This is a genomic window from Caballeronia sp. GAWG2-1 (genome assembly GCF_023631405.1).
GTDB lineage: Bacteria > Pseudomonadota > Gammaproteobacteria > Burkholderiales > Burkholderiaceae > Caballeronia.
Genome location: NZ_JALQDD010000017.1, coordinates 61,682 through 85,901 on the forward strand (window position 1 = coordinate 61,682; position 24,220 = coordinate 85,901).

General features: G+C 62.0%; 21 protein-coding genes and 1 pseudogene. 10 read left to right on the plus strand and 12 right to left on the minus strand.

From position 1 onward, the window contains the following. Positions 1-2: 2 nt before the first annotated feature. The 5 genes from prmA to NCR98_RS11525 all read left to right on the plus strand — a co-directional run bounded on the left by prmA (position 3) and on the right by NCR98_RS11525 (position 4,576). Positions 3-905 (plus strand): 50S ribosomal protein L11 methyltransferase, encoded by a 903-nt coding sequence (gene prmA, locus NCR98_RS11505; protein ID WP_250465677.1) that lies wholly within the window; start codon positions 3-5, stop codon positions 903-905. 49 nt (positions 906-954) lie between these two features. Then, positions 955-2,388: a DUF3426 domain-containing protein gene (locus NCR98_RS11510; RefSeq protein ID WP_250526256.1), complete on the plus strand. Its 1,434-nt coding sequence runs from the start codon at positions 955-957 to the stop codon at positions 2,386-2,388. A 115-nt stretch (positions 2,389-2,503) separates the two neighbouring features. Continuing rightward, complete coding sequence (gene tpx, locus NCR98_RS11515) at positions 2,504-3,004, plus strand: thiol peroxidase (protein WP_250526257.1); 501 nt, start codon at positions 2,504-2,506, stop codon at positions 3,002-3,004. A 136-nt stretch (positions 3,005-3,140) separates the two neighbouring features. Continuing rightward, positions 3,141-4,079, plus strand: a complete 939-nt coding sequence (locus NCR98_RS11520; RefSeq protein ID WP_244826266.1) for a carbohydrate kinase family protein — start codon at positions 3,141-3,143, stop codon at positions 4,077-4,079. A 17-nt stretch (positions 4,080-4,096) separates the two neighbouring features. Further along, positions 4,097-4,576, plus strand: a complete 480-nt coding sequence (locus tag NCR98_RS11525; RefSeq protein ID WP_244826267.1) for an outer membrane lipoprotein — start codon at positions 4,097-4,099, stop codon at positions 4,574-4,576. A gap of 265 nt (positions 4,577-4,841) precedes the next feature. Here the strand turns inward: NCR98_RS11525 and NCR98_RS11530 are convergent, their stop codons facing one another. The 4 genes and pseudogenes from NCR98_RS11530 to NCR98_RS11545 all read right to left on the minus strand — a co-directional run bounded on the left by NCR98_RS11530 (position 4,842) and on the right by NCR98_RS11545 (position 8,211). Next, entirely contained in the window at positions 4,842-5,570 is a 729-nt protein-coding gene (locus tag NCR98_RS11530; protein ID WP_244826268.1) for a histone H1-like DNA-binding protein, read from the minus strand. 31 nt (positions 5,571-5,601) lie between these two features. Next, a pseudogene (locus NCR98_RS11535) lies at positions 5,602-5,938 on the minus strand (hypothetical protein). 104 nt (positions 5,939-6,042) lie between these two features. Next, the gene (locus NCR98_RS11540) at positions 6,043-7,302 is read right to left on the minus strand and encodes a ribonucleotide-diphosphate reductase subunit beta (protein WP_250465682.1); all 1,260 of its coding nucleotides are present in this window, start codon (positions 7,300-7,302) and stop codon (positions 6,043-6,045) included. A 696-nt stretch (positions 7,303-7,998) separates the two neighbouring features. Next, positions 7,999-8,211: a DUF3820 family protein gene (locus NCR98_RS11545; protein WP_250465684.1), complete on the minus strand. Its 213-nt coding sequence runs from the start codon at positions 8,209-8,211 to the stop codon at positions 7,999-8,001. Positions 8,212-8,330: 119 nt separating this feature from the next. Between NCR98_RS11545 and NCR98_RS11550 the strand changes: the two genes are divergently transcribed. Further along, entirely contained in the window at positions 8,331-9,725 is a 1,395-nt protein-coding gene (locus NCR98_RS11550; RefSeq protein WP_244826271.1) for an MFS transporter, read from the plus strand. Positions 9,726-9,884: 159 nt separating this feature from the next. On the opposite strand, the gene NCR98_RS11555 is transcribed toward NCR98_RS11550, so the two are convergent. From NCR98_RS11555 to NCR98_RS11565, 3 genes are all read right to left on the minus strand, one after another. Next, positions 9,885-12,887: a ribonucleoside-diphosphate reductase subunit alpha gene (locus NCR98_RS11555; RefSeq protein WP_250526258.1), complete on the minus strand. Its 3,003-nt coding sequence runs from the start codon at positions 12,885-12,887 to the stop codon at positions 9,885-9,887. A gap of 988 nt (positions 12,888-13,875) precedes the next feature. Then, positions 13,876-14,226 carry a PP0621 family protein gene (locus tag NCR98_RS11560; RefSeq protein WP_244826273.1) on the minus strand — a complete coding sequence of 117 codons (351 nt, stop codon included), beginning with the start codon at positions 14,224-14,226 and terminating at the stop codon, positions 13,876-13,878. Between the two features lie 28 nt (positions 14,227-14,254). After that, positions 14,255-15,166, minus strand: coding sequence for a cytochrome C assembly family protein (locus NCR98_RS11565; RefSeq protein WP_244826274.1), 912 nt, complete (start codon positions 15,164-15,166; stop codon positions 14,255-14,257). 121 nt (positions 15,167-15,287) lie between these two features. Between NCR98_RS11565 and ffh the strand changes: the two genes are divergently transcribed. Together ffh and NCR98_RS11575 are read left to right on the plus strand one after the other, a co-directional pair. Next, positions 15,288-16,655 carry a signal recognition particle protein gene (gene ffh, locus NCR98_RS11570; protein ID WP_244826275.1) on the plus strand — a complete coding sequence of 456 codons (1,368 nt, stop codon included), beginning with the start codon at positions 15,288-15,290 and terminating at the stop codon, positions 16,653-16,655. Positions 16,656-16,770: 115 nt separating this feature from the next. Beyond that, positions 16,771-17,322, plus strand: a complete 552-nt coding sequence (locus NCR98_RS11575; protein WP_244826276.1) for a hypoxanthine-guanine phosphoribosyltransferase — start codon at positions 16,771-16,773, stop codon at positions 17,320-17,322. Positions 17,323-17,369: 47 nt separating this feature from the next. On the opposite strand, the gene NCR98_RS11580 is transcribed toward NCR98_RS11575, so the two are convergent. Both NCR98_RS11580 and NCR98_RS11585 read right to left on the minus strand, forming a co-directional pair. Then, positions 17,370-17,969 carry a MarC family protein gene (locus NCR98_RS11580; RefSeq protein ID WP_244826277.1) on the minus strand — a complete coding sequence of 200 codons (600 nt, stop codon included), beginning with the start codon at positions 17,967-17,969 and terminating at the stop codon, positions 17,370-17,372. Position 17,970: 1 nt separating this feature from the next. Beyond that, positions 17,971-19,707, minus strand: coding sequence for a proline--tRNA ligase (locus tag NCR98_RS11585; protein ID WP_250526259.1), 1,737 nt, complete (start codon positions 19,705-19,707; stop codon positions 17,971-17,973). Positions 19,708-20,002: 295 nt separating this feature from the next. Between NCR98_RS11585 and NCR98_RS11590 the strand changes: the two genes are divergently transcribed. Together NCR98_RS11590 and NCR98_RS11595 are read left to right on the plus strand one after the other, a co-directional pair. Further along, the gene (locus NCR98_RS11590; protein ID WP_244826279.1) at positions 20,003-20,653 is read left to right on the plus strand and encodes an RNA pyrophosphohydrolase; all 651 of its coding nucleotides are present in this window, start codon (positions 20,003-20,005) and stop codon (positions 20,651-20,653) included. A 106-nt stretch (positions 20,654-20,759) separates the two neighbouring features. Beyond that, positions 20,760-21,323 carry a CNP1-like family protein gene (locus NCR98_RS11595; RefSeq protein WP_370652138.1) on the plus strand — a complete coding sequence of 188 codons (564 nt, stop codon included), beginning with the start codon at positions 20,760-20,762 and terminating at the stop codon, positions 21,321-21,323. A 97-nt stretch (positions 21,324-21,420) separates the two neighbouring features. On the opposite strand, the gene proB is transcribed toward NCR98_RS11595, so the two are convergent. The 3 genes from proB to rpmA all read right to left on the minus strand — a co-directional run bounded on the left by proB (position 21,421) and on the right by rpmA (position 24,172). Then, positions 21,421-22,539 (minus strand): glutamate 5-kinase, encoded by a 1,119-nt coding sequence (gene proB / locus NCR98_RS11600; RefSeq protein WP_250526260.1) that lies wholly within the window; start codon positions 22,537-22,539, stop codon positions 21,421-21,423. A gap of 49 nt (positions 22,540-22,588) precedes the next feature. Beyond that, on the minus strand, positions 22,589-23,701 hold the full coding sequence (gene cgtA, locus NCR98_RS11605; protein WP_244826282.1) for an Obg family GTPase CgtA: 1,113 nt from the start codon (positions 23,699-23,701) through the stop codon (positions 22,589-22,591). Positions 23,702-23,911: 210 nt separating this feature from the next. Further along, complete coding sequence (gene rpmA, locus NCR98_RS11610; protein ID WP_014192314.1) at positions 23,912-24,172, minus strand: 50S ribosomal protein L27; 261 nt, start codon at positions 24,170-24,172, stop codon at positions 23,912-23,914. Positions 24,173-24,220 lie beyond the last annotated feature (48 nt).

The following is a 24,220-nucleotide window of genomic DNA, read 5'->3' on the forward strand; positions in this document are numbered from 1 at the left end:
GCATGAGTTACCGGGAATTGATCGCCGAGCTGGATCGCGAGCACGCGGAAGCGCTGTCGGATGCGTTGCTCGACGTGGGCGCGCTGTCGGTCTCCGTCGAGGACGCCGACGCCGACACGCCTGACGAGCAACCGCTTTTCGGCGAACCCGGCCTCACGCCGGAGAAGAGCGCGTGGAAGCGTTCGCGCGTGGTCGCGCTGCTCGCCGACGACGCCGATCCCGCCGTGCTTCTCGCGGCCGCCGCGAATGAGATCGGTCTTGCCGACACGCCCGCCTATTCCCTGCGCGAAGTCGAAGAGCAGGATTGGGTGCGGCTCACGCAAGCGCAGTTCGATCCGATTCATATCGGCGAGCGTATCTGGGTCGTGCCTTCGTGGCATGACGCGCCCGACCCGGACGCGCTCGTGCTAGAACTCGATCCGGGCCTCGCGTTCGGTACGGGCAGCCATCCGACCACGCGGCTCTGCATGGAGTGGCTGGAGCAGTCGGTGAAACCCGGACAGTCGTTGCTCGATTACGGTTGCGGCTCGGGCATCCTCGCGATTCTCGCGAAGAAGTGCGGCGCACAGCCGGTATATGGCATCGACATCGACCCGCAGGCGGTGGAATCCGCGCGTCAGAATAGCGAACGCAATCACGCCGACGTCATCTACGGTCTGCCCGACGAATGTCCTGCCGGCGAGTTCGATATCGTCGTTGCCAACATTCTGTCCAATCCGCTCAAGCTGATGGCGTCGATGCTTGCCTCGAAGGTGAAAGCGGGCGGCCGTATCGCGTTGTCGGGCATTCTCGCGCGACAGGCCGACGAGGTTGCGGCGGTCTACGCGCAGTGGATCGACATCGCTGTCTGGCGCGAGCACGAAGGCTGGGTGTGCCTCGCCGGAACTCGGCGCGAAAGCCTTTAGAATAACGCCATCGTCCACGACTAGGCCGCGAGGCCAATGGCACTCTCCTATGGCGCTGGCAACCCGCTGCCCACACTGCGAAACCGTCTTCAGGCTGGACCCGCATCTGCTCGCGCCGCATGACGGCCGCGTGCGTTGCGGCCATTGTCAGGAAGTCTTCGACGCCGCGCATCATCGCTTCGAGCTTCCGGAAGAGCACGCCGCGCCGCACGAGGCGCAACATGCGGCGATCATCGACGATGAAGTCGCCGTCGGTCCTGCAAGCTTTGCGTCCGATGCGAATGGCGATGCATCGGCGAATTCGGTGGCAGCGGAATCTCCGGGTGTTACGGCGTCGGCAACGCCGAAGATAGCGAAGGAAATAGAGAAGCCGGCGACGCCGAGTCCGGCAGCGCCTGCCGCTGTAAAGCCTTCGACGCCTCCCGCCGCCAAGCCGATCACGCGAAAGACACCTGCGCCGGTTCCAAGCGGACCGTCTGCATCTGCGCCTCGACCGCTCGATCTGGGCGCGAATAATCCGCCCGCGCCGCCCGCGCCGCCCGTGCCGCCCGTGCCGCCCGTGCCTTTAGCGCCCGAAGAGGACAGCGACCGCACCGTCTACGCGAATACGCCTGCATCCGCGCAACCAGCGCAGAACCATCCCGCGAAGCAGTTCGTTCGTGTCGATGCACCGCCAGCCGATCACGTCACTCCGGCCGCACAATCTCCAACGCGCCCTGTCCCTCCGCCCGAGACACCCGCCGCACGCTTCGTTCCGCCAGACGATCGCGCGGAGCCGTTCATCGGCCCGACGCCGACCGCGGCCGAACCGCCGCGTCCCGCACCGGAGCCCGCGCCCGCCGCCGACTGGGGCAAGGACCCCGAGCCGGCCTTCGGCGCAAAGTCACCGCGCCCGCCGGGCGCCGCGCACGCGGCCAGCGCCAACGAAGCGTTCCCGGTCATCCGCGAATCGCGCGATGCACTCGGTCCGCTCGATCCGCCCGATCCCGAATGGACGCGTCCGCGCACGGGCTGGCGCGCGGCGGGCATCGTGCTCTCGGTGCTGCTCGTGCTGACGCTGATCGGCCAGATATTGTGGTGGCAACGCGAATCCGTCATGGTCTACGTTCCCGGCACGCATTCGCTCTACGCGGATATCTGCTATCAGCTCGGCTGCACCATCGCGCCGCCGCGCTATATCGACGGGCTGCAGATCGAGAGCTCCGGGCTGCGTCAGGTCGACGGTCCGCACAAGCTCGAACTGAAGCTGTCGCTGCGCAATCGGTCGGACGTATCGCTGGCTTATCCTGCGCTCGAACTCACCCTGCTCGACGACAAGAGCAACGTCGCCGTGCGCCGCGTGCTGTGGCCGCAGGATTACGCCCGACCGGGTACGATATTCCCCATCGGCCTTCCGCCGCAAAGCGCGCAGCCGGTCGTCGTGAGGCTGGATACGGGCGATGCGGTCGCCGCGAACTACAGGGTTCAAGTTTTCTATCCGTGATGCGTGCCCGCGCGGCCGCACGAACCCTGTCCTTTCTGACGCGCGCGTTGGCATCGAAGATGAACGAACGCGCGCGCTTTCCCGTCAGCATCTGACACATTCTCTGGAGCGCAACATGAGTCAAGTTACCCTCGGCGGCAATCCTATCGACGTACGCGGCACGTTTCCGAGCGCCGGCCAGCAGGCGGCCGATTTCACGCTCGTCGGCGCCGATCTCGGCGACGTCAAGCTGGCGAATTTCGCGGGCAAGCGCAAAGTGCTGAACATTGTGCCGAGTCTCGACACGCCGACCTGCGCGACCTCGACGCGCAAGTTCAACGAAGCCGCCGCCGGCCTCGACAACACGGTCGTGGTGGTCGTCTCGGGCGATCTGCCGTTCGCCGCCAAGCGCTTCTGCACGACCGAAGGCATCGAAAACGTGGTGACGGCATCGACGTTTCGCGGTCACGAATTCGCGGAAGCTTATGGCGTGGACGTCACGAGCGGACCACTCAAGGGCCTGACGGCACGCGCCGTCGTCGTGCTGGACGCAGACAACAAGGTGCTGCATTCGGAACTCGTGCCGGAAATCAAGCAGGAGCCGAATTACGACGCCGCGCTTGCTTCGCTCAAGTAAGGTCGACGGCATGCCGGACCGCCGCGGCGGTCCGGCGGTCCGCATACGGGACGCGGTGGACGCTCATAAGGGTTTCACCGCCGCGCGCCGTATGCGCACCCTCTTCCTCGGCACCTAAACTTAAAGGACGTTCGCCTTGGCTACGCTTATCTGCGGCTCGCTCGCCTACGACAACATCATGACTTTCCAGGGCCGCTTCGGCGACCACATCCTGCCGGACCAGGTGCACATGCTGAACATCAGCTTCCTGGTGCCGACGATGCGGCGCAACTTCGGCGGCTGCGCGGGCAACATCGCCTACGCGCTCAAGCTACTTGGCGGCGATCCCAAGATCATGGCGACACTGGGCGCGGCGGATGCTCAGTTGTATATCGACCGGCTCGACGCGCTCGGTATCTCGAAAGAGTACGTGCGCGTCCTGCCGGACCAGCACTCGGCGCAATGCTTCATCACGACCGACCTGGCGAACAATCAGATCACCGCGTTCCACCCCGGCGCGATGATGGAGTCGCACCTGAACCGCGCCGACGAAGCGAAGAACATCTCGCTTGGCATCGTGGCTCCGGATGGCGCAGACGGCATGCGCGAGCACGCGGCGCAGTTCGCGTCGGCGGGCGTGCCGTTCGTGTTCGATCCGGGTCAGGGTCTGCCGATCTTGGAAGGTGTCGAGCTTTGTCGCATGATTGAACTTGCCACTTACGTGGCGGTCAACGATTACGAAGCCAAGTTGTTGAGCAACAAGACCGGATGGTCGATCGAAGACATCATGAGCCGCGTCGATGCGCTCATCATCACGCGCGGCGAGCATGGCGCGCAGATCTATCACGAGGACGGCGTGCTCGAAGTGCCCGCCGTGAAAGCGCGGCAAGTCGTCGATCCCACTGGCTGCGGCGACGCGTTCCGCGGCGGCCTGCTGTACGGTATCGAAAACAAGCTTGGTTGGGAAAAGACGGGCCGTCTTGCAAGTCTGATGGGCGCATTGAAGATCGAACATCAGGGTCCGCAAACTTATGAGCCGGCACGTGCCGAAATTGAAGAGCGTTACAAGCAGGCTTTCGGAAGCAGCCTGTCGTGATTGAGTGGAGTAATGGAATGAAAACGATAAGTCGTATCGCGCTTGCAGTAGCGCTCGTCGGCTCGGTGGCGCTCACGGGCTGCGCCTACAACAGCAGTTCGCCGGACGTGTACACGGCTTCGCAGGCGCAACGTGAAGAGACGGTGCGCATGGCGACCGTCGAAAGCGTGCGGGGCGTGAAGATCAGCTCGAACAACGGTCAACCGACCGGTCTCGGCACCATAGGTGGCGGCGCGCTCGGCGGCGTGGCCGCAGCCAGCGTCATTGGCGGCGGCAACGGGTCGATCATCGCGGGCATCATCGGCGGTCTGGCAGGCGCGGTCGCGGGTAACGCGGTCGAGAACAACGTCGCCATGAAGAACGGCCTGGAGATCACCGTGCGTCTCGATAACGGCGACATGCGCGCCATCACGCAAACCTCGAACGGAGAAGTGTTCCAGGCAGGCGAGCGAGTTCGCCTGCTGTCGAGTGGCGGCGTCACACGCGTCACGCACTAAGGTATTCAGCGGAGGATTAGCCCTCGCGTGGGCTCGTCAGATCGAGCGCACGCAGGTCTTTCGCGTTCCGAACGAAGCGTATGTATCGAAAGATGCATGCGCTTTTTCTTTGGCTCACGAAAACGCGGCGAAGCCCCAAGTCATGCGAACGGAAAAACCCGCCGCCAGGTTTCCCTGAGCAGCGGGTTTTGAGGCCGGGTAGGCCTACCCGGTCGAAAGGCACATCGGTGTGTGCCGTGGTCCTGCCAACTACGAACGTAAAGACTTACGGACGGCTGCCCGTCGGGAACGGCCATGCTGCCGCCGGATTCAACGCCGTCTTGACTGCGGCGGCCGGAGCCGGAGCAGGCGTCGATACGGTCGTTGCCGTCGTTGCAGGAGCGGCAGCCGTAGTCTTCTTCGCAGCAGCGGCCTTTTTGGCCGGAGCTTTCTTGGCTGCGGGAGCCTTCTTCGCTGCGGGAGCAGCGGAAGCAGGAGCGGCAGCGGGGGCAGGCGCGGCGGCGGGAGCAGGGGCAGCAGCGGTTTTGGCGGGAGCCTTTTTCGCGGCAGCCTTCTTCGCAGGAGCCTTTTTCGCGGCAGCCTTTTTGGCGGCAGCCTTCTTCGCGGGGGCCTTCTTCGCCGCAGCCTTCTTAGCAGGCGCCTTCTTGGCAGCAGCCTTCTTCGCTGCGGCCTTCTTCGCAGGCGCCTTCTTCGCGGCTACTTTCTTGGTGGCTACCTTCTTCGCTGCAGCCTTCTTGGCGGGCGCCTTCTTGGCAGCAACCTTCTTCGTTGCGACCTTCTTCGACGCTACCTTCTTTGCTGCCGCCTTTTTAGCCGGAGCCTTCTTCGCTGCAACCTTCTTCGCCGCGACCTTCTTCACCGCGACTTTCTTGGCTGCTACCTTCTTCGTGGCGACCTTCTTGGCTGCTACTTTCTTCGCCGGGGCGGCCTTCTTTGCGGTGACTTTCTTTGCTGCAACCTTCTTGGCTGCGGGTTTTTTCTTGGCAACTGCCATGGTTTTTCTCCTTCAGGTTTTCAGATGAGAGTCAGTTCAAACTACACCCTTCGTCAAAACCCGCTTCCCACGCGTCGCTTCTCAAGGCGCACGCTACGAAGCGGATTATTCATCGGCGTACGCTGATCCCACCTGCTTACGCTAATGAATACGGCAAGGCGCGCCGTGCCCTTTGGCACCGCGCGCCAGATAGTGTCAGCACCGCTGATACGCGGCGCCGGCCATCGCTTGATCGAGCCAGCGAGCTTGCCGCTGGCGTTTTCCGGGGGGAAGTTTGCCCATCCCATTGAAGGGATCGCAAAAGGCCTGTCTTCTATCGCAGCCGTGTACGAGCACGGGCTAGCTAAGTCACAAGGCGCACTCTGCATCAGGCGACCGTTCTCCTAAACCTTGTCGGCCGAGCGCGCGTGAGTGTCACGCCGCTGCCCGGCCGTCCCATCGATTTCGTCTGCAACACGTCCTGGGCTTGTTGTTATTCCCAGGTCAGCGCGCCGCCGGTTTGATACTCAATCACGCGTGTCTCGAAGAAGTTGCGTTCCTTCTTCAAGTCGATCATTTCGCTCATCCACGGGAACGGGTTTTCCTCGTTCGGGTAGAGCGGGTCAAGCCCGATCTGCTGGCAACGCCGGTTGCAGATAAAGCGCAGGTAGCTCTTGAACATCGACGCGTTCAGGCCGAGCACCCCGCGCGGCATGGTGTCTTCAGCGTAGCGATATTCAAGTTCGACCGCCTCCTTGAAGAGCTCGCGGATCTCGGCCTTGAAGTCGGCGGTCCACAATTGCGGCTCTTCGAGCTTGATCTGGTTGATGAGGTCGATGCCGAAATTGCAGTGCATCGATTCATCGCGGAGGATGTACTGATACTGCTCGGCAGCCCCCGTCATCTTGTTCTGGCGACCCAGCGCCAGGATTTGCGTGAAGCCTACATAGAAGAACAGCCCTTCCATGATGCAGGCAAACACGATCAACGACTTCAGCAATTTCTGGTCCGCTTCCAGCGTGCCCGTGGTGAAGGCCGGGTCCGTCAACGTCTGGATGAACGGAATCAGGAACTCGTCCTTCGCGCGGATGGAAGCGACTTCGTGATAGGCGTTGAAGATTTCGCTTTCATCGAGCCCGAGCGATTCGACGATGTACTGATACGCGTGCGTATGGATGGCTTCTTCGAACGCCTGGCGCAGCAAGAACTGGCGGCACTCGGGAGCGGTGATGTGACGGTACGTACCGAGCACGATGTTGTTCGCGGCGAGCGAGTCTGCCGTGACGAAGAAGCCCAGGTTGCGCTTGACGATGCGGCGCTCGTCGTCCGAAAGACCGTTCGGGTCTTTCCACAGGGCGATGTCGCGCGACATGTTCACTTCCTGCGGCATCCAATGGTTCGCGCAACCCGCAAGGTACTTTTCCCACGCCCACTTGTACTTGAACGGCACCAACTGATTGACGTCGGTCTTGCCGTTGATGATGCGTTTGTCCGCGACGTTGACGCGTGCTTCGCTTTGCGCGGCGATGACGCCAGCGGAAGGAGTCGCGGCTGCGGGCGGAACGAAGCCATCGGAGAAGATGTTGTTCGCTTGCGCGATCTGATGAGCAGCTTGATGAGCTTGGGCAGCACGATGATCGACATGCGCTGTACCTTGCGTACCGAAAGTCGTGCCTTGAGCGTTCTGCAACGGGTTCTGTTGCGAAGCGCTCGAGGGAGCTACGGCAGTGGTCTCGTCATCCCAGTTGAGCATAAATTCTCACCATCAATTTAGTTCGGTTTGTACCATCTTTCCATGAGCATTAAAAGAGTTTGCTCATGGAAATTCTCGTTTTCACGCGTTTTAGTTTCGGCGTTGCTTCCTGCATACAACATTTGGTTCATCACATCGTGTGTGAAGCGTCATGCAAGATCGGTGGAAGCGTGTGTGAAGCGGTCCTGATCGAGTGTGTTCGATGACATCGGCGAGTGCTTCGACCGTGTTCTCTCGAAGCTCTGAGAGCGTTGCCGCATAAGGCTTTGCGGCTGACGATCAAATCATGTCGCGTGACTTCGCGCTTGCTCGATGACTCTCTTCGCGATAGATGCCGCGTAGCGCTGACGTTCTTGCTTGCGATGTTCGAGCGATGCAATGTCGAGCGATGTCACAAGACTCAAGCGCTTGGATGATTCGTGGTGTCGATACGTCATCTCTGCATGCTCTTCGCCGTGCTTCGATGTGCTTTGCCGTGGTCTCGCGAGACGCGGATGCATGAGCTCGACGAGTGACTCGATGCAAGGGTTCGAAGCCTGTTCATGCATGCACCGAAGGCTGTTTTCGACCTCTCGGCAAAGCGCTCCGATGCGTCGAAACCGTTGCCGAAGTCTAGCATTTGGCGCATCCAATTTCCACTAGATATTGTGTCTTGCGTTCCCGGCAAATACAACCTATAGCGCTTGACGCACAGCCTCAGCGGCCTCGCAGCGGATCGAGCAGAGAGCGCAAATTGTTATGGTCGATCTCATGCATGAGCGCAAGCAGGCGACCCAGCTTGCCCTCTGGAAAACCCTCACGCGCGAACCACGCGAGATAGTGAGCGGGCAAGTCGGCGATGAGCCGGTCCTTGTACTTGCCGTAGGGCATCGTCTGCGTGACGAGTCGTTGCAGGTCTTGCGGGTCCATCGCTTCTTCACTCCTCTTCCATGTTCATCGCGGCGCGTTGCGAGTTTCGTACTCGTCGGCTGCTCCATATCGGTGCCATAATCGCCGCTCTCGCTGCCTCGTGTCGAACGCGATTCTCCATGCCGATCGCCAAAGCTCTCATCGCCCCTCTCATCGTCGCGTGCGCGATGTTCATGGAAAGCGTCGATGCCAATGTCATCGTCACTGCGATTCCCGAAATGGCGCGTGCCTTCGGGCGCGATCCCGTCACGCTGAAGATTGCCGTCACGAGTTATGTGCTCGGCCTTGGCGTCTTCATACCGATCTGCGGCTGGGTCGCCGACCGCTTCGGCGCACGCACCGTGTTTCGTGCGGCCATCGGCGTGTTCGTGGTCGGCTCTATCCTATGCGCGGCGTCCACCTCGCTCGGACCATTCACGGTGGCGCGCTTCATCCAAGGCGTCGGCGGCGCGATGATGGTGCCGGTCGGGCGCATCATCATCTTCCGCTCGGTGCGGCGCGCGGACTTCATTCGCGCGATGAACTATCTCTCGCTGCCCGCAATGCTCGGACCCGCCGTGGGGCCGCTGCTCGGCGGTTTCATCACGACCTATCTGCACTGGCGGCTGATCTTCTTCATCAACATTCCGATCGGCATTCTCGGTATCTATCTGACCAACCGCTACATCGCGGATTCGCGCGAGGAGCATCCGGGCAGGCTCGACTGGTTCGGCTTCTTTCTCTCGGCGGGCGCGGGCGTGCTGCTGCTGCTCGGCTTGTCGCTCGTGGGCGGCGAGCTCGTGTCGCCAAGCGTGGCCGTTGCGATGTGCGTCGTCGGCGCGCTCATGGTCTCGTTCTACATCATGCATGCGGCGCGCGTCGAACGGCCGCTGCTCGATCTGCGCTTCTTCAAGGTGCCGACGTTTCAGGCGAGCGTGATCGGCGGATCGCTCTTTCGCATCGGGCTTGGCGCGGTGCCGTTTCTGCTGCCGCTCGCGTTGCAGGAAGGGCTCGGCATGACGGCCTTCAAGTCCGGCGCGATCACCTGCGCTTCGGCTTTCGGCGGCATGTTCATGCGCTCGCTGGCGTCGCGCGTGTTGCGGCGCTTCGGCTTTCGACGCACGCTCTTCTTCAACGCGGCGCTTTCCGGAATTGCCATCGCCGCCTGCGGGACCTTCTTTCCGGGCACGCCGACCTGGCTGATCTGGGCAGTCGTGCTGCTCGGCGGCTTCTTTCCCGCATTGCAGTTCACGAGCCTCAACTCGCTCGCTTATGCGGAGATCGAAACGCGCGATGTCGGACGCGCGACGAGTCTCGCGAGCTTCGTGCAGCAGGTATCGCTCGGGCTGGGTGTGACGATCGCCGGCGTGACGCTCGAGTTCTCGCAGTATCTGAACGGACATTCGGCTGTGCAGTGGTCGGATTTTTGGCCCGCGTTTTTCGTCGTCGGAATGTTTTCGTTCTTGTCGATGCCGATAACCGCGCGATTGCCGCTCGATGCCGGATCGGAGATTTCGCGAGGAACGCGAGGTTGATGAAAGCCTGAAGCGCCACGCTGCAAAGCCGCGAAGCAAACAGAACGATCGAACCAAAACGAAACCGGGCCGGCACCGCGCGCTTCCTTCAACGAAGCACGCAATGCCGGCCCGGCGTGAAACATAAAGCCCTACCTGATCAAACCGCCAGCAACTAGCTTACTGACAAGCTTCGCACTCGTCGAAGCCGGGGTCGCCGGGACGCATCATGCAGACGGGCCCATCCGCTTCCGGAGCCGCTTCAACCGGCACGGCAGCAGCCACCGCCGCAGCGTTGAATCCGCCCGCCGCCGCACCGCCAACCGCGCCGCCGTTGAATCCGTCCGCACCACCAGCGCCAGCGGCACCGCTACCGCCATCGCCTGAAGGAACCGCGTTGAGCGCGCCGTGCGCCACCGTCGACTTCTCGACGTGCGTCGCCGCCATCGTGCGGAGATAGTAGGTGGTCTTGAGGCCGCGCAGCCATGCGAGCTTGTAGACCTCGTCCAGCTTCTTGCCTGATGCGCCGCCCATGTAGATATTGAGCGACTGCGCCTGATCGATCCACTTCTGGCGACGCGCCGCCGCTTCCACCACCCACTTCGCGTCCAGTTCGAACGCGGTGGCGTAAATGGCGCGCAGATCGGCCGGAATGCGGTCGATGCGCGACAGCGTGCCGTCGAAGTACTTCAGGTCCGACACCATGACTTCGTCCCACAGGCCGCGCGCTTTCAGGTCGCGCACCAGGTAGTCGTTGACCACCGTGAACTCGCCCGACAAGTTCGACTTGACGTACAGGTTCTGGAACGTCGGCTCGATACACGCCGACACGCCGATGATGTTCGAGATCGTCGCCGTCGGCGCAATCGCCACGCAATTCGAATTGCGCATGCCGTGCGTCGAGATGCGCGAACGCAGCACGGACCAGTCCATGGATTCGGACGTGTCGACTTCGACATAACCGCCACGCGCCTCGGCCAGCAACTGCAGCGTGTCCTGCGGGAGGATGCCGCGATCCCACAACGAGCCGCGATAGCTCGAGTAACGGCCGCGCTCTTCCGCCAGTTCCGTCGACGCGTAGTAAGCGTAGTAGCAGACGGCTTCCATCGAACGATCCGCGAACTCGACCGCTTCTTGCGACGCATACGGCGTGCGCAGCAGATGCAGGCAGTCCTGGAAGCCCATGATGCCCATGCCCACCGGACGATGCTTCAGGTTCGAGTTACGCGCCTTCGCCACCGCGTAGTAATTGATGTCGATGACGTTGTCGAGCATGCGCATCGCCACACTGATGGTGCGCTTGAGCTTCGCGTGATCCAGCGCGAGCGTGCCGTCCGCCTGTTTCGCCAGGTGCGCGACCAGGTTCACGGAACCCAGATTGCACACGGCGATTTCGTTGTCGCTCGTGTTCAGCGTGATTTCCGTGCACAGGTTCGACGAGTGCACGACGCCCACGTGCTGCTGCGGCGAGCGCACGTTGCACGGGTCCTTGAACGTGATCCACGGATGGCCGGTCTCGAACAGCATGCCGAGCATCTTGCGCCACAGTTGCGCCGCGGGCAGCTTCTTGAACAGCTTGATCTCGCCGCGCGCCGCTTTCTCTTCGTAAGCCGTGTAGGCCTTTTCGAAAGCCGCGCCGAACAGGTCGTGCAGGTCCGGGCAGGTAGCCGGCGAGAATAGCGTCCAGTCGCCGCCTTCGTGCACGCGCTTCATGAACAGGTCGGGAATCCAGTTCGCCGTGTTCATGTCGTGGGTGCGGCGACGGTCATCGCCCGTGTTCTTGCGCAGTTCTAGGAATTCCTCGATGTCCAGGTGCCACGTCTCCAGATACGCGCACACCGCGCCCTTGCGCTTGCCGCCCTGATTCACCGCGACGGCCGTATCGTTCACGACCTTCAGGAACGGCACGACGCCTTGCGACTTGCCGTTGGTGCCCTTGATGTGCGAGCCGAGCGCACGCACGCGCGTCCAGTCGTTGCCGAGCCCGCCCGCGAACTTCGAGAGCAGCGCGTTTTCCTTGAGCGCTTCGTAGATGCCGTCGAGGTCGTCGGCGACGGTCGTCAGATAGCACGACGAAAGCTGGGAACGGCGCGTGCCGGAGTTGAAGAGCGTGGGCGTGGACGACATGAAGTCGAACGACGACAGCACGTTGTAAAACTCGATGGCGCGCGCTTCGCGGTCGATCTCGTTGAGCGACAGACCCATTGCGACGCGCATGAAGAACGCTTGCGGCAGTTCGATACGCTTGCCTTCCGTGTGCAGGAAGTAGCGGTCGTACAGCGTCTGCAGGCCGAGATAGCCGAATTGCAGATCGCGGCTCGCGTCGAGCGCGGCGCCGAGACGCTTCAGGTCGAATTGCTGGAGCTTGTCGTCGAGCAGTTCGGCTTGCACGCCCTGCTTGATGAATTGCGGGAAGTATTCGGCGTAGCGCTCGCCCATTTCGGCTTGCGTCACTTCGCCTTCGAGAATTTCGCGGCGGATCGTGTGCAGCAGGATGCGCGCGGTGACCTGGCTGTACGCCGGGTCTTTTTCGATCATCGTGCGCGCGGCGAGGATGGCCGAGTCGTAGACCTGGCTCATCGGCACGCCGTCGTACAGGTTCTTCACCGTTTCGGCGACGATCGGGTCGGCGGAGACGGCATCGCCCAGATTGGCGCAGGCCGAGACGATCAGAGCCTTGAGCGCGTCCAGATCGAGCGGATGCGTGACGCCGTTGTCCACCACGTTGATGCCGCTCGCGTTCGCCCGGACTTCCGGCGCGTGCGCGCGCTCTTGCGTGCGCTTCTCGCGATACAGCACATAGGCACGCGCGACGTTGTGCTCGCCGCCGCGCATCAGCGCGAGTTCGACCTGATCCTGAATGTCTTCGATATGGAACGTGCCGCCATGCGGACGGCTGCGCACGAGCGCGCGCACGACGGCTTGCGTCAGTTGGTCGACGAGTACGCGCACGCGAGCGGACGCCGCGCCCTGACCGCCGTTCACGGCGATGAACGCCTTCGTGACCGCGATGGCGATCTTCGACGGCTCGAACGACACCACGCTTCCGTTGCGGCGGATGACTTTGTAGTCCGCGTACGTCGTGTTCGGCGCGAGCGCTGGCGCGCCCGATGCATTGGCGCCGCCCTGCGGCCGCGCGGATGCGCCTTCGAAGGAAGTCGTGGCGTTCTCGGTGGTTTGCATGTGCAAAACTCCTGATGTTCGAATGGTGCGGATGGTCCGCGGATTTATCACTTATGCCGCGCGCGTTTGCTGTCGTCGTTGAACCGATGCGACACGCGCGATGTTTGACGGTAAAGCCAGGCTGTGAATACAGCAGGCTCGGAACACGAATCGCGCAAAAAATAACGCCGATAACGGCCCGCATTGTTTCTGGCGTCTCATGCGATGCCCGCGTTGGCGCGCGGTGTCGGTCGACGCGATTTCACGTTTCAACTCACGTTCCGACTCACGTTCCGACTCACGTTCACTTGCATGCCTTCTTCACGGTGCTTCTTGCTGGCGCTCGATACACCCGATGCCCCATTCCTCGCAGATGGAAGCGTCGCGCGCACCGCCCCGGGCCAGCCAACTTCTCTTACGCCGGAAAGCCGACGGCGCCGGCTCATTAGAGCGGGCGCCGCCTCAACAACACAAGATATAGTGCAAAGTACGTCTTTCGGCACCAAGTATAGTGGACTTTCGCACAGTCTCAAAAAGTTTTATTTGCTCTGACCATGCGCTCACGGGGTTGACTTTTGCTGCGTCAAAGCACGGCAAGGGATCGGGCGTGAGCTTGCTGCGGCGCAGCGAGACGGAGCTTCCGCGAGGCGTTTATAACGAAGTCAAGATGTGTGGACAGGCGTGAATCGGGCGCGTGATTGCGCTATACGCGAAGGCCGATTTGAGTCTTTGCGCGTGCGGGACGTTCACGCCGATGCCATCCTGGCGATACAGGCGTTCGCGGTCGACGAGAGTTTAGATGCATGAGACTGCGCTCGCCGCACTAAAGACGCTGCAAACCGCATCTCACGTTCACGGTTGGCCAAGTAGCCGCCGCATGCGCTTAGTGCGTGTCAAGGGAGGATGACCGTGCTTACCGCAGCACGGCCTTTGCGGGAACAGCGCGCCTTTGCGGTCTGCAAGACATCCTCGACGTGAGGCGGCGCATGTTCGTTTCGGCACCGAAGGCTCAACGCGCGTCGCGCCCTCGCGGGCTCGCGGCATGACGTCGCGCGTGTTCATCGCAACAAAAGCGCTGTCCCGCCACCACGATCGACTCGCTGCGTGGCGTATGCACGCCGCATTGCACGCAGCGGATGAGCGGATCGGTGAGCTGCGGAGCATCGCTCGCAGCGGCGCCGCCACGCGTGCGACGCGCACCAGTGGCACCCGCAGCACCCGCAGCGCCCGATGAACCCGGCGCGCCGCTTCCCGCCGACGAACGCGCATCGGCTTGAGCGCGCTCGTTGGCGCGGCGCAGTTTCTTCAGGAGCCATTGGGTCACGAAGAAGAGCGCGATCAGAAGAATGAAGTTTCGCATCGACTTGAACAGGTTGGAAATGCCGCGCTCACACCACTGCGCGATGCAGCAGCACTTCGAAGACGAACCGGCTGCCCACGTAAGCCAGCAACAATGCGACGAACGAAGCGAGCACCCAGCGCAAGGCAGCGCGTCCGCGCCAGCCGGAAACGCGTCGCGCGGTCAGCAGTGCGCCGAACATTACCCAGGAAAGGAACGCGAACACGGTCTTGTGATCGAGACGCAGCGCGCGATCGACCAGTTGCTCGTTGAACGCGATGCCCGACACCAGCGTCAGCGTAAGCAGCACGAAGCCAGCCGCGATCAATCTGAACAGCAGCTTTTCGAGTGTAAGCAGCGGCGGCAAGGTATCGAGCCAGCTCGCGAGCCAGCCGCCATTGGCCGCATGACGCGTGTTGAGGCCGCGCATGCGCTGCAGCCGGCGCTCGAGCAGCAACATGAGCACCGCATGCAGCGCCGCGATGGCGAACAGCCCATAAGCGATATTGGCGATCAGAAAATGCAGCTTGAACATTGGCGCGGCGGAATACGAGAGCACGCGCACGCCGCCGAACAGAAGCGGCAGCAAGGACGCCACGCAAGCGAGCGGCAACACGAGCAGACGCAGGCCGTCGAGCGGAAAGAAGAAGCTTTCGATCCAGTAGATGCCCGCGCCCAGCCAGAACATGGCCGAGAGCGCGAACGCGAAGCCGAAGATCATCGCGTTCTGCGGAAAGATGGTGGTGTGCAGCAGAACGCCATGCACCAGCAATGCCACTAATAATAAAGCGCGCCCGACACCGCTCATGCCCGATGCGCGCGACGTCGATGTCATCGAGCCTACGCCCGCAGGCACGCCCGCCAGCGCCGGTTCGACGGCGGTATGACGATGCGCGCGCCACCCCGCCACGGCTAGTCCGCCGTAGAGAAGCGCAGTGAGGGCATACAGTACAATATCCATGTTCGAAGTTTACACTAGGCCCCGGTTCCGCGACGCCTTCACCCTTGCGCCAGCATAGTGCGCAGCGCGGTGAGCGCGCCATGTCACTGTGAATTCTGGGCCGCATTCTATAGCGCTCCCCATGCTCGACAACCTCACTCAACGGATGGCGCGCGTCGTCAAGACGCTGCGCGGCGAGGCCCGCCTCACCGAGGCCAACACGCAGGAGATGCTGCGCGAAGTGCGTCTCGCGCTTCTCGAAGCAGACGTGGCGCTGCCGGTCGTGCGCGAATTCATCGCCAAGGTGAAGGAAAAGGCGCTCGGCGAGGAAGTCCTGTCGAGCCTTTCGCCGGGCCAGGCGCTCGTCGGCGTCGTGCAGCGCGAACTGACTGCCGTGATCGGCGGCGACTACGAAGGCAAGGCCGCCGAACTGAATCTCGCGGTCACGCCGCCCGCCGTCATCCTCATGGCCGGCCTGCAGGGCGCGGGCAAGACCACGACCACCGGCAAGCTCGCCAAGCTGCTGCGCGAAAAGAGCAAGAAGAAGGTGCTGACGGTTTCTGTCGACGTGTATCGTCCGGCGGCTATTCGTCAGTTGCAGACGGTGACCGAGCAGGTCGGCGCGGACTTCTTCCCGTCCGAGCCGGATCAGAAGCCCGCGGATATCGCGCGCGCGGCAATCGACTGGGCCAAGCGCCACTACCATGACGTCGTGATCGTCGACACGGCCGGCCGTCTCGGTATCGACGAAGCCATGATGAAGGAGATCAGCGAGCTACACGCGCTGCTCAAGCCCGCCGAAACGCTCTTCGTCGTCGACGCCATGCTCGGTCAGGACGCGGTCAACACCGCCAAGGCGTTCAACGACGCCCTGCCGCTCACCGGCGTCGTGCTCACCAAGCTCGACGGCGACTCGCGCGGCGGCGCGGCGCTCTCCGTGCGTCATGTCACCGGCAAGCCGATCAAGTTCGTCGGCGTCGCGGAAAAGCTCGACGGTCTCGAAGTGTTCCATCCGGATCGCATGGCGAACCGGATTCTCGGCATGGGCGACATTCTCGCGCTCGTCGAGGAAGCGCAGCGCGGCGTCGACACGCAAGCCGCGCAGCAACTCGCCGACAAGGTCAAGAAAGGCGGCGACTTCGACCTGAACGACTTCAAGGCGCAGCTCTCGCAGATGAAGAAAATGGGCGGCCTCTCTTCGCTCATGGACAAGCTGCCGGCGCAGTTTCAGCAAGCGGCGCAAGGCGCGGACATGAACAACGCCGAGAAGCAGATGCGCCGCATGGAAGGCATCATTAATTCCATGACGCTTCAGGAACGCGCGAAGCCCGAGCTCATCAAGGCCGCGCGCAAGCGTCGTATCGCGGCGGGCGCGGGCGTGCATGTGCAGGAAGTCAACCGCATGCTGAACCAGTACGAGCAAATGCGCGGCATGATGAAGAAGCTCAAGGGCGGCAACCTGCAAAAGATGATGCGCGGCATGAAGGGCATGATGCCCGGCATGCGCTAGGCGCGACAGAACAGGCCCGCGCTCGCGCCGAACGCCGCGAGGAGCGCGGGTTTATCATAGGGCGCACGCCGCCGTTTCTTTCCACACTAAGTAGTCCGCCTCCCCGCTTCCCTCTATGAATCGCGAAGAAGCTCTCCATATTTTCAGCCACTCCGAAGAGATCGTTTCGGTCGAGGCCGTCAACGCATCGATCGAACGCATGGCTGCAGCCATCAAGGCGGCAACGAGCGACGATTTCCCGCTCGTGCTTTCGGTCATGGGAGGCGCGGCCGTTTTCACCGGCATGCTGCTGCCGCATCTCGACTTCCCGCTCGAGTTCGACTACATCCATCTGACGCGCTATCGCAACGCCATCAAGGGCGGCAGCGAAATGCAGTGGCGCGTGGCGCCGGCCGAATCGGTGAAAGATCGCGTGGTGCTCGTACTCGACGATATCCTCGACGAAGGCGAAACCATGGCTGCTATCCGCGACCGCATCATGGCGATGGGCGCGAAGCAGTTTTTGTCGGCGGTGCTGTGCGAGAAGATCATTCCAAAGGCGAAACCGCTGCGTCCTGATTTCTGCGGCTTCGAAGTGCCGGACCGTTATGTGTTCGGCTGCGGCATGGACGCGAAGGGTTACTGGCGGAATCTGCCGACCATTCGCGCGCTAACCGAAGGCGCATGAGCGTTCGTTCGGTAGTCAGTGAAAAAAAGCGGCCGAGGCCGCTTTTTTCATAGCTGATGCACGAAGGTCCGTATGCCCGTGAGCATCATCTCGACCGAAATGGCCACGAGCACGAGCCCCATCAAGCGCTCGAATGCCGTCACCGCGCGCTCGCCGAGCCAGTGTTGAATCTTCTCGGCCAGCACGAGCACGATGGCGCACACAACCATGGTGACCGTGAGCGCGCCGATCCATTCCAGCATCTTCCCCGGCGCTTGCGATGTCAGCAGCATTACCGTGGCAAGCGCGGACGGTCCCGCAAGCGCGGGAATGGCGAGCGGCACGATAAGCGGTTCGCCGCCGCGCGAGTCGCCGCCCATCGGGCCGTCGGGATGCGGAAAGATCATCCGCAGCGCGATCAGAAACAGCACGATCCCGCCACCGATACGCAACGACAGATCCGTCAAGTTCATCGCGCGCAGGAAGCGGTCGCCGGCCAGCATGAACACCAGCAGGATCACGAACGCAATCGCCACTTCCCGCAAGATCACGACGCGACGCCGCTCGATAGCGACGCCGCGCAGTGCGTTGATGAAGATTGGAATATTGCCGAGCGGATCGGTAATCAACAGAAGCAGAATCGTTGCCGACAGGAAGTTGTATTGCACGTTACTCCGCGAGCGCCTCACGAATCTTGGCCGTCACCATGCCCGCTGCCTCGTTCACCGGCACGAGCGTGGCTTCGGTATCGCGGCGCGCCTGATATTCCAGCTTGCCGTCCTTGAGCCCGCGATCGCCAATGACGATGCGATGCGGCACGCCGATCAGCTCCCAGTCCGCGAACATCACGCCCGGGCGCTCACCGCGATCGTCGAGAATTACGTCGAGGCCGGCTTCCTGCAAGGTCGCGTAGAGCTTGTCGGCCTGCTCGCGCACGGCTTCACTGCGGTCGTAGCCCATCGGGCAGATCACGACTTCGAAAGGCGCAATGGCTTCCGGCCAGATGATGCCCTTGTCGTCGAAGTTCTGTTCGATGGCTGCGCCCAGAATACGCGTGATTCCGATGCCGTAGCAGCCCATCTGCATGGGCGCGGGCTTGCCGTTTTCGTCGAGGAAGGTCGCGCCCATCGAATCCGAGTACTTGGTGCCAAGCTGGAACACGTGGCCCACTTCGATACCGCGACAGATTTCGAGCGTGCCCTTACCGTCCGGCGAGGGATCGCCCGCGACGACGTTGCGGATATCCGCGACTTCCGGCTCGGGCAGATCGCGGCCCCAGTTCACGCCGGTCGTGTGGAAATCCACTTCGTTCGAGCCGACCACGAAGTCGCTCATGTTCGCGACCGTGCTGTCGGCGATCACGCGCACCGGCTTTTTCATGCCGATTGGGCCGAGATAGCCCGGCGGCGTGCCGAACCATTCGACGATCTCCGCTTCCGTCGCGAAGCGATAACCCTTGAGGCCCGGCAACTTGCCCGTCTTGATGTCGTTCAACGAATGGTCGCCGCGCAGCATCAGAAGCCAGATGGTCGGCTCGGCGCCTTCGTTGTCGGTGGCGAGAATGATCGACTTGATCGTGCGCTCGAGCGGAATGCCGAGATACTCGGCGACGGCTTCGCACTTCGCCTTGCCGGGCGTCGGCGTCTTTTTGAGCTCTTCGGCGGGCGCGGCGCGCGTGGCGATGAGCGGCACGCCTTCGGCAGCCTCGACGTTCGCCGCGAAATCCGAAGCCGGGCAATACGCGATGTCGTCCTCGCCCGTCTCGGCGATTACGTGGAATTCATGCGAGCCGCTGCCGCCAATCGAACCGTTGTCCGCCGCGACGGCGCGAAACTCCAGGCCGATGCGCGTGAAGATGCGCACGTAGGCATCGAACATTTTCCGATACGACTCGGCGAGGCCGGCCGTGTCTTTATCGAACGAATACGCGTCTTTCATGATGAACTCGCGGCCACGCATGACACCGAAGCGCGGGCGGATTTCATCGCGGAACTTCGTCTGCACCTGATAGAAGTTCACCGGCAACTGCCGATAGCTCTTGATTGCGCTGCGCGCGATCTCGGTCACCACTTCCTCGTGCGTCGGGCCCATGACGAAGTCGCGGTCGTGACGGTCCTTGAAGCGCAGCAGTTCGGGGCCGTATTGTTCCCAGCGTCCCGATTCCTGCCACAGTTCGGCGGGCTGCACGGCGGGCATCAGCAGTTCGAGCGCGCCCGCGCGGTTCATCTCTTCACGCACGATGGCCTCGACCTTGCGTACCGAACGCAAGCCGATTGGCAGGTAATCGTAAATGCCGCCCGCGACGCGACGGATCATGCCGGCGCGCATCATGAGCTTGTGGCTGACGATTTCGGCCTCGGAGGGCGCCTCTTTCAGGGTGCCGATGAAGAAACGGGATGCTTTCATTCAAGTTTTCCAAATGCGCCACGCGCTCCGAAAGCTCTGGCTCTCGAAACTGGCGATACGTTTGAACGACGGGACGGACGACGGCTTTGTACGGAGCAGAGGCGGCGCGTCGATGCGCTACTTCGGCCAACGGAAGAAGATTTTGCCGCACGCGGAGTGCTCTGGCAAAAAGTCGCTTATGCGTGCTTCGAACCCGGGCTAATGACGAAGGCCGGTTCCGCGGGTTGATTCCAATACGCCGTGCCCGTTATCTGTTTATAATCAAAGCAATTTTAAAGGATTCGAAGGTGGTTGTATGCTGGATCGTGAAGGCTTTCGCCCGAACGTCGGCATCATCCTCTTGAACGCGCGCAACGAAGTGTTTTGGGGTAAGCGGCTGCGTGAACATTCCTGGCAGTTTCCGCAAGGGGGCATCAAGTACGGTGAGACCCCTGTGCAAGCGATGTATCGGGAGTTACACGAAGAAACCGGCTTGCTTCCGGAGCACGTCAAGGTCGTCGGTCGCACGCGCGACTGGCTGCGTTATGAGGTGCCGGATAAGTTCATCAAGCGCGAAGTGCGCGGACATTATCGCGGACAGAAACAGATCTGGTTTCTGCTGCGCATGGTGGGACGCGACTGTGACATTTGCCTGCGCGCGACGGACCATCCGGAATTCGATGCCTGGCGCTGGAACGAATACTGGGTCCCGCTGGATGCGGTAATCGAGTTCAAGCGTGACGTTTATCAACTGGCTCTGACCGAGCTATCCCGCTTCTTGCGGCGTACCAACTCCCGCGTCGAACGCGGCGAGCGCGTCGCGCATCACGGACCGCGCTATCCACGCGTCGTCCAGACGATGACGATCGAAGCACCTGCTGTAACCGTCGCTGGCAACGAGGTTCAGGCAGAATGCACGATCAGCGAGGAAGTGCATATCATCGTGCAGCGGTCTTCGTGCGACTGATCACTGCGGTTCTTCTTTTACTTTGACACTGAGCACGGCACGGCGAGTAATTCGCCGTGCTGTTGCCGTATGCGCACCTGTTTTCGGGAAGATCGAATTGAAAGCCATTGGTTCATTTGCGTTGTCCGCTGCGGTATCCGTGGCCATGCTGGCCACGCTCGCTGCCTGCTCCAGCAACAAAGGCCCGTCCACACAGGACGATGGCGTCTTCACCTATCTGCTCGACCAGAAGCCGGAGTGGACCGAGGAAAAGGTCGATACGCTTCCGCCGCTGCCCGAAGCCTCGAATCTGCTTGCGTTCAACGTGTCGCAGAATACGCCGCTGATTTTCGCCGTCGACAAGACTTCGCTTTCGGTCGGCAAGGATGGCGTCATTCGCTACGTGATCGTCGCGACGAGCCCGAGCGGCGCGCGCAATGTGAATTACGAAGGCATTCGCTGCGATACCTACGAATGGCGCCGCTACGCGAGCATCAACGATAACGGTACGGCCTGGGATCGCGAGGTCGCATTCGACTTTCGCCGCATAGAAAATGGCGAATTGAATGCGTATCAGGCGGCGCTGTATCAGGATTATTTCTGCACGAGCAAACTGCCGGTCGGCACGGCCAAGCAGATCGCCAGCAACATTCAGTACAAGCGCACACAGAGTTCCATCAACGTGCGCTGAAGTTGGGTTGCGTTGAGTTTACGTTGAGTTGAGTTGCGTCGAACGTGCGCTCATGCGAAAAGGCCCGCTTTCAAGCGGGCCTTTTACGTATCAAGTCTCAGACGAGCACCAGATTATCGCGGTGAATCAGCTCCGGCTCCAGCATATAGCCGAGCACCGTTTCGATCTCGCCGCTCGGCCGCCGATGAATCAGCCGCGCTTCCGAACTGCTGTAATTCGTGATACCGCGCGCCACTTCGCGTCCTTCGTCGTCCAAACAGGCGATGACTTCGCCGCGATCGAACGCGCCCTTCACGTCGATCACGCCGATCGGCAGCAAGCTCTTGCCTTCGGCTGTGACCTTCTGAACCGCGCCGCTGTCGATCACCACGTGACCGCGCATTTGAAGGTGATCCGCCATCCACTGCTTGCGCGCCGCAATGCGCGCCGTACGCGCGATGAGTTGCGTGCCGATCATCTCGCCGGAAGCGAGCCGCGTGAGCACATCGGCTTCGCGGCCGCTTGCGATCACCGTGTTCGCGCCGCTATGCGCCGCGCGCTTCGCCGCGAGAATCTTCGTCAGCATGCCACCGCGTCCGAGGCTCGAACCCGCGCCGCCCGCCATGGCTTCGAGTTCTGGCGTGCCGGCGTCCGCCTGTTCGACGAGCGTCGCGCTCGGGTCCTTGCGCGGATCGGCGGTAAAGAGGCCGCGTTGGTCGGTGAGAATGACGAGCGCGTCGCCTTCGATCAGATTCGCCACGAGCGCGCCGAGCGTGTCGTTGTCGCCGAACTTGATTTCGTCGGTGATGACCGTGTCGTTCTCGTTGATGATCGGCACCGCGCCCAGACGCAGCAGCGTGAGCAAAGTGGAACGCGCGTTCAGATAGCGCTCGCGGTCGGCCAGGTCGGCGTGCGTCAGCAGAATCTGCGCGGTGCGAATGCCGTGCGCGCCGAAGCTGCTCTCGTAGACCTGCGCAAGCCCCATCTGCCCGACGGCGGCGGCGGCCTGCAATTCGTCGATTTCGCGCGGACGCTTGGTCCATCCAAGCCGATGAATGCCCTCCGCGATCGCGCCGGAACTCACCAGCACGACTTCCTTGCCCTGCTCGCGCAAGGCCGCGATTTGCGCCGCCCAGCGATTGATTGCCGCATGATCGAGCCCGCGCCCGTCGTTTGTAACGAGGCTAGACCCTACTTTCACTACGATTCGCTTCGCAGCGGCGATGACCGAACGCATCGTGCGCATTCTCCTCGGGTGTCGCGGCCCACGCGGGCGGGCCGCGTCGTTACTCTTCGTCTACGTCTTTGTCTGCTTGCTCTTTCACAGGCGTGTCGCGAAAGCGCACGTCCGCCGCGAGATCCTCGGCCTCGGCCGCGCGCGACGCGTCCGAGTTCTGCGAAATGTAGTCGTAGATTGCGTAGATGAGCGCCTCGCAACCCTGACCGGTCAGCGCCGAAATCTCGTACACCGGCCCGGTCCATTCGAAACGCTCGACGAAGTCGTCGATACGCGCGCGACGTTCGTCTTCCGGCACCATGTCGAGCTTGTTCAGCACGAGCCAGCGCGGCTTTTCGTAGAGCGACTCGTCGTATTTGCGCAGTTCGTTGACGATGGCCTTCGCCTCGGCAACGGGATCGACGTTTTCATCGAACGGGGCGAGATCGACCAGATGCAACAGCACGCCCGTGCGCTGCAAGTGACGCAGAAAGCGATGCCCAAGCCCCGCGCCTTCCGCCGCGCCTTCGATCAGGCCGGGAATGTCCGCGATCACGAAGCTCTTGCTCGGACCCACGCGCACTACGCCGAGATTCGGCGCAAGCGTGGTGAAGGGATAATCGGCGATCTTCGGCCGCGCGTTCGACACCGACGCGATAAACGTGGATTTTCCCGCGTTCGGCATGCCGAGCAGACCGACATCCGCGAGCACCTTCAGCTCGAGCTTGAGCATGCGGCGCTCGCCCGGCTTGCCGTCGGTCTTCTGACGCGGCGCACGGTTCGTGCTCGACTTGAAATGTAGATTGCCGAGGCCGCCCGAGCCGCCTTGGGCAATCAGAATCTGCTGATTGTGTTCGGTCAGATCGGCGATGAGTTCGCCCGTGTCCTGATCCGTGATGATGGTGCCGACCGGCATGCGCAACGTGATGTCGTCGCCACCTTTGCCGTAGCAGTCCGCGCCGCGACCGTTTTCGCCGTTGCGCGCCTGATGCTTCTTCGAGAACCGGTAGTCGATCAGCGTATTGATATTGCGATCCGCAACTGCGTAGACGCTGCCGCCGCGACCGCCGTCGCCGCCGTCCGGTCCGCCGAACGGGACGAATTTTTCGCGGCGCATCGACGCGCTGCCATCTCCCCCGTCGCCGGCGATGACTTCAATTCTCGCTTCGTCAATGAACTTCATGCGTTGCTCCGTCCCGTGTTTCTGCTCGATGAGACCGAAACTTGCATTGAAGCTCAAGTTCCGGTCGAGATACTATTTTGCCGTGACTGACGTGCGCCAGCCATGGTGATGAAGAATTCCTGGCGATGCGGCGTTTCGCGCATCCAAAAAACAAAAGGCCCCGCGAACTTCGCGGGGCCTTTGTCGGTCCTGAAGCCCGTGCAGTAAAACTTAAGCTGCCGGGACGACGACGACCGTGTGCTTTCTTGCTGCGCCCTTCGTCACGAACTTGACGTGACCGTCGGCCAGCGCGAACAGCGTGTGATCCTTGCCGATGCCGACGTTTTCACCCGGGTGCATGCGCGTGCCGCGCTGGCGAACGATGATGCCGCCTGCGTTGATTGCCTGGCCGCCATAAACCTTCACGCCGAGGCGTTTCGATTCTGAGTCGCGGCCGTTGCGGGAAGACCCGCCTGCTTTTTTGTGTGCCATTTGATTAGCTCCTTAACCGATTTCCGCGTAACGATAACGATGCGACCG

What these genes read in the sequence shown, in the direction of transcription:
- prmA (WP_250465677.1), top strand. Translation starts at nt 3, where the DNA reads ATGAGTTACCGGGAATTGATCGCCGAGCTGGATCGCGAGCACGCGGAA.
- NCR98_RS11510 (WP_250526256.1), top strand. Translation starts at nt 955, where the DNA reads ATGGCGCTGGCAACCCGCTGCCCACACTGCGAAACCGTCTTCAGGCTG.
- tpx (WP_250526257.1), top strand. Translation starts at nt 2,504, where the DNA reads ATGAGTCAAGTTACCCTCGGCGGCAATCCTATCGACGTACGCGGCACG.
- NCR98_RS11525 (WP_244826267.1), top strand. Translation starts at nt 4,097, where the DNA reads ATGAAAACGATAAGTCGTATCGCGCTTGCAGTAGCGCTCGTCGGCTCG.
- NCR98_RS11530 (WP_244826268.1), bottom strand. Translation starts at nt 5,570, where the DNA reads ATGGCAGTTGCCAAGAAAAAACCCGCAGCCAAGAAGGTTGCAGCAAAG.
- NCR98_RS11540 (WP_250465682.1), bottom strand. Translation starts at nt 7,302, where the DNA reads ATGCTCAACTGGGATGACGAGACCACTGCCGTAGCTCCCTCGAGCGCT.
- NCR98_RS11545 (WP_250465684.1), bottom strand. Translation starts at nt 8,211, where the DNA reads ATGGACCCGCAAGACCTGCAACGACTCGTCACGCAGACGATGCCCTAC.
- NCR98_RS11550 (WP_244826271.1), top strand. Translation starts at nt 8,331, where the DNA reads ATGCCGATCGCCAAAGCTCTCATCGCCCCTCTCATCGTCGCGTGCGCG.
- NCR98_RS11555 (WP_250526258.1), bottom strand. Translation starts at nt 12,887, where the DNA reads ATGCAAACCACCGAGAACGCCACGACTTCCTTCGAAGGCGCATCCGCG.
- NCR98_RS11560 (WP_244826273.1), bottom strand. Translation starts at nt 14,226, where the DNA reads ATGCGAAACTTCATTCTTCTGATCGCGCTCTTCTTCGTGACCCAATGG.
- NCR98_RS11565 (WP_244826274.1), bottom strand. Translation starts at nt 15,166, where the DNA reads ATGGATATTGTACTGTATGCCCTCACTGCGCTTCTCTACGGCGGACTA.
- ffh (WP_244826275.1), top strand. Translation starts at nt 15,288, where the DNA reads ATGCTCGACAACCTCACTCAACGGATGGCGCGCGTCGTCAAGACGCTG.
- NCR98_RS11575 (WP_244826276.1), top strand. Translation starts at nt 16,771, where the DNA reads ATGAATCGCGAAGAAGCTCTCCATATTTTCAGCCACTCCGAAGAGATC.
- NCR98_RS11585 (WP_250526259.1), bottom strand. Translation starts at nt 19,707, where the DNA reads ATGAAAGCATCCCGTTTCTTCATCGGCACCCTGAAAGAGGCGCCCTCC.
- NCR98_RS11590 (WP_244826279.1), top strand. Translation starts at nt 20,003, where the DNA reads ATGCTGGATCGTGAAGGCTTTCGCCCGAACGTCGGCATCATCCTCTTG.
- proB (WP_250526260.1), bottom strand. Translation starts at nt 22,539, where the DNA reads ATGCGTTCGGTCATCGCCGCTGCGAAGCGAATCGTAGTGAAAGTAGGG.
- cgtA (WP_244826282.1), bottom strand. Translation starts at nt 23,701, where the DNA reads ATGAAGTTCATTGACGAAGCGAGAATTGAAGTCATCGCCGGCGACGGG.
- rpmA (WP_014192314.1), bottom strand. Translation starts at nt 24,172, where the DNA reads ATGGCACACAAAAAAGCAGGCGGGTCTTCCCGCAACGGCCGCGACTCA.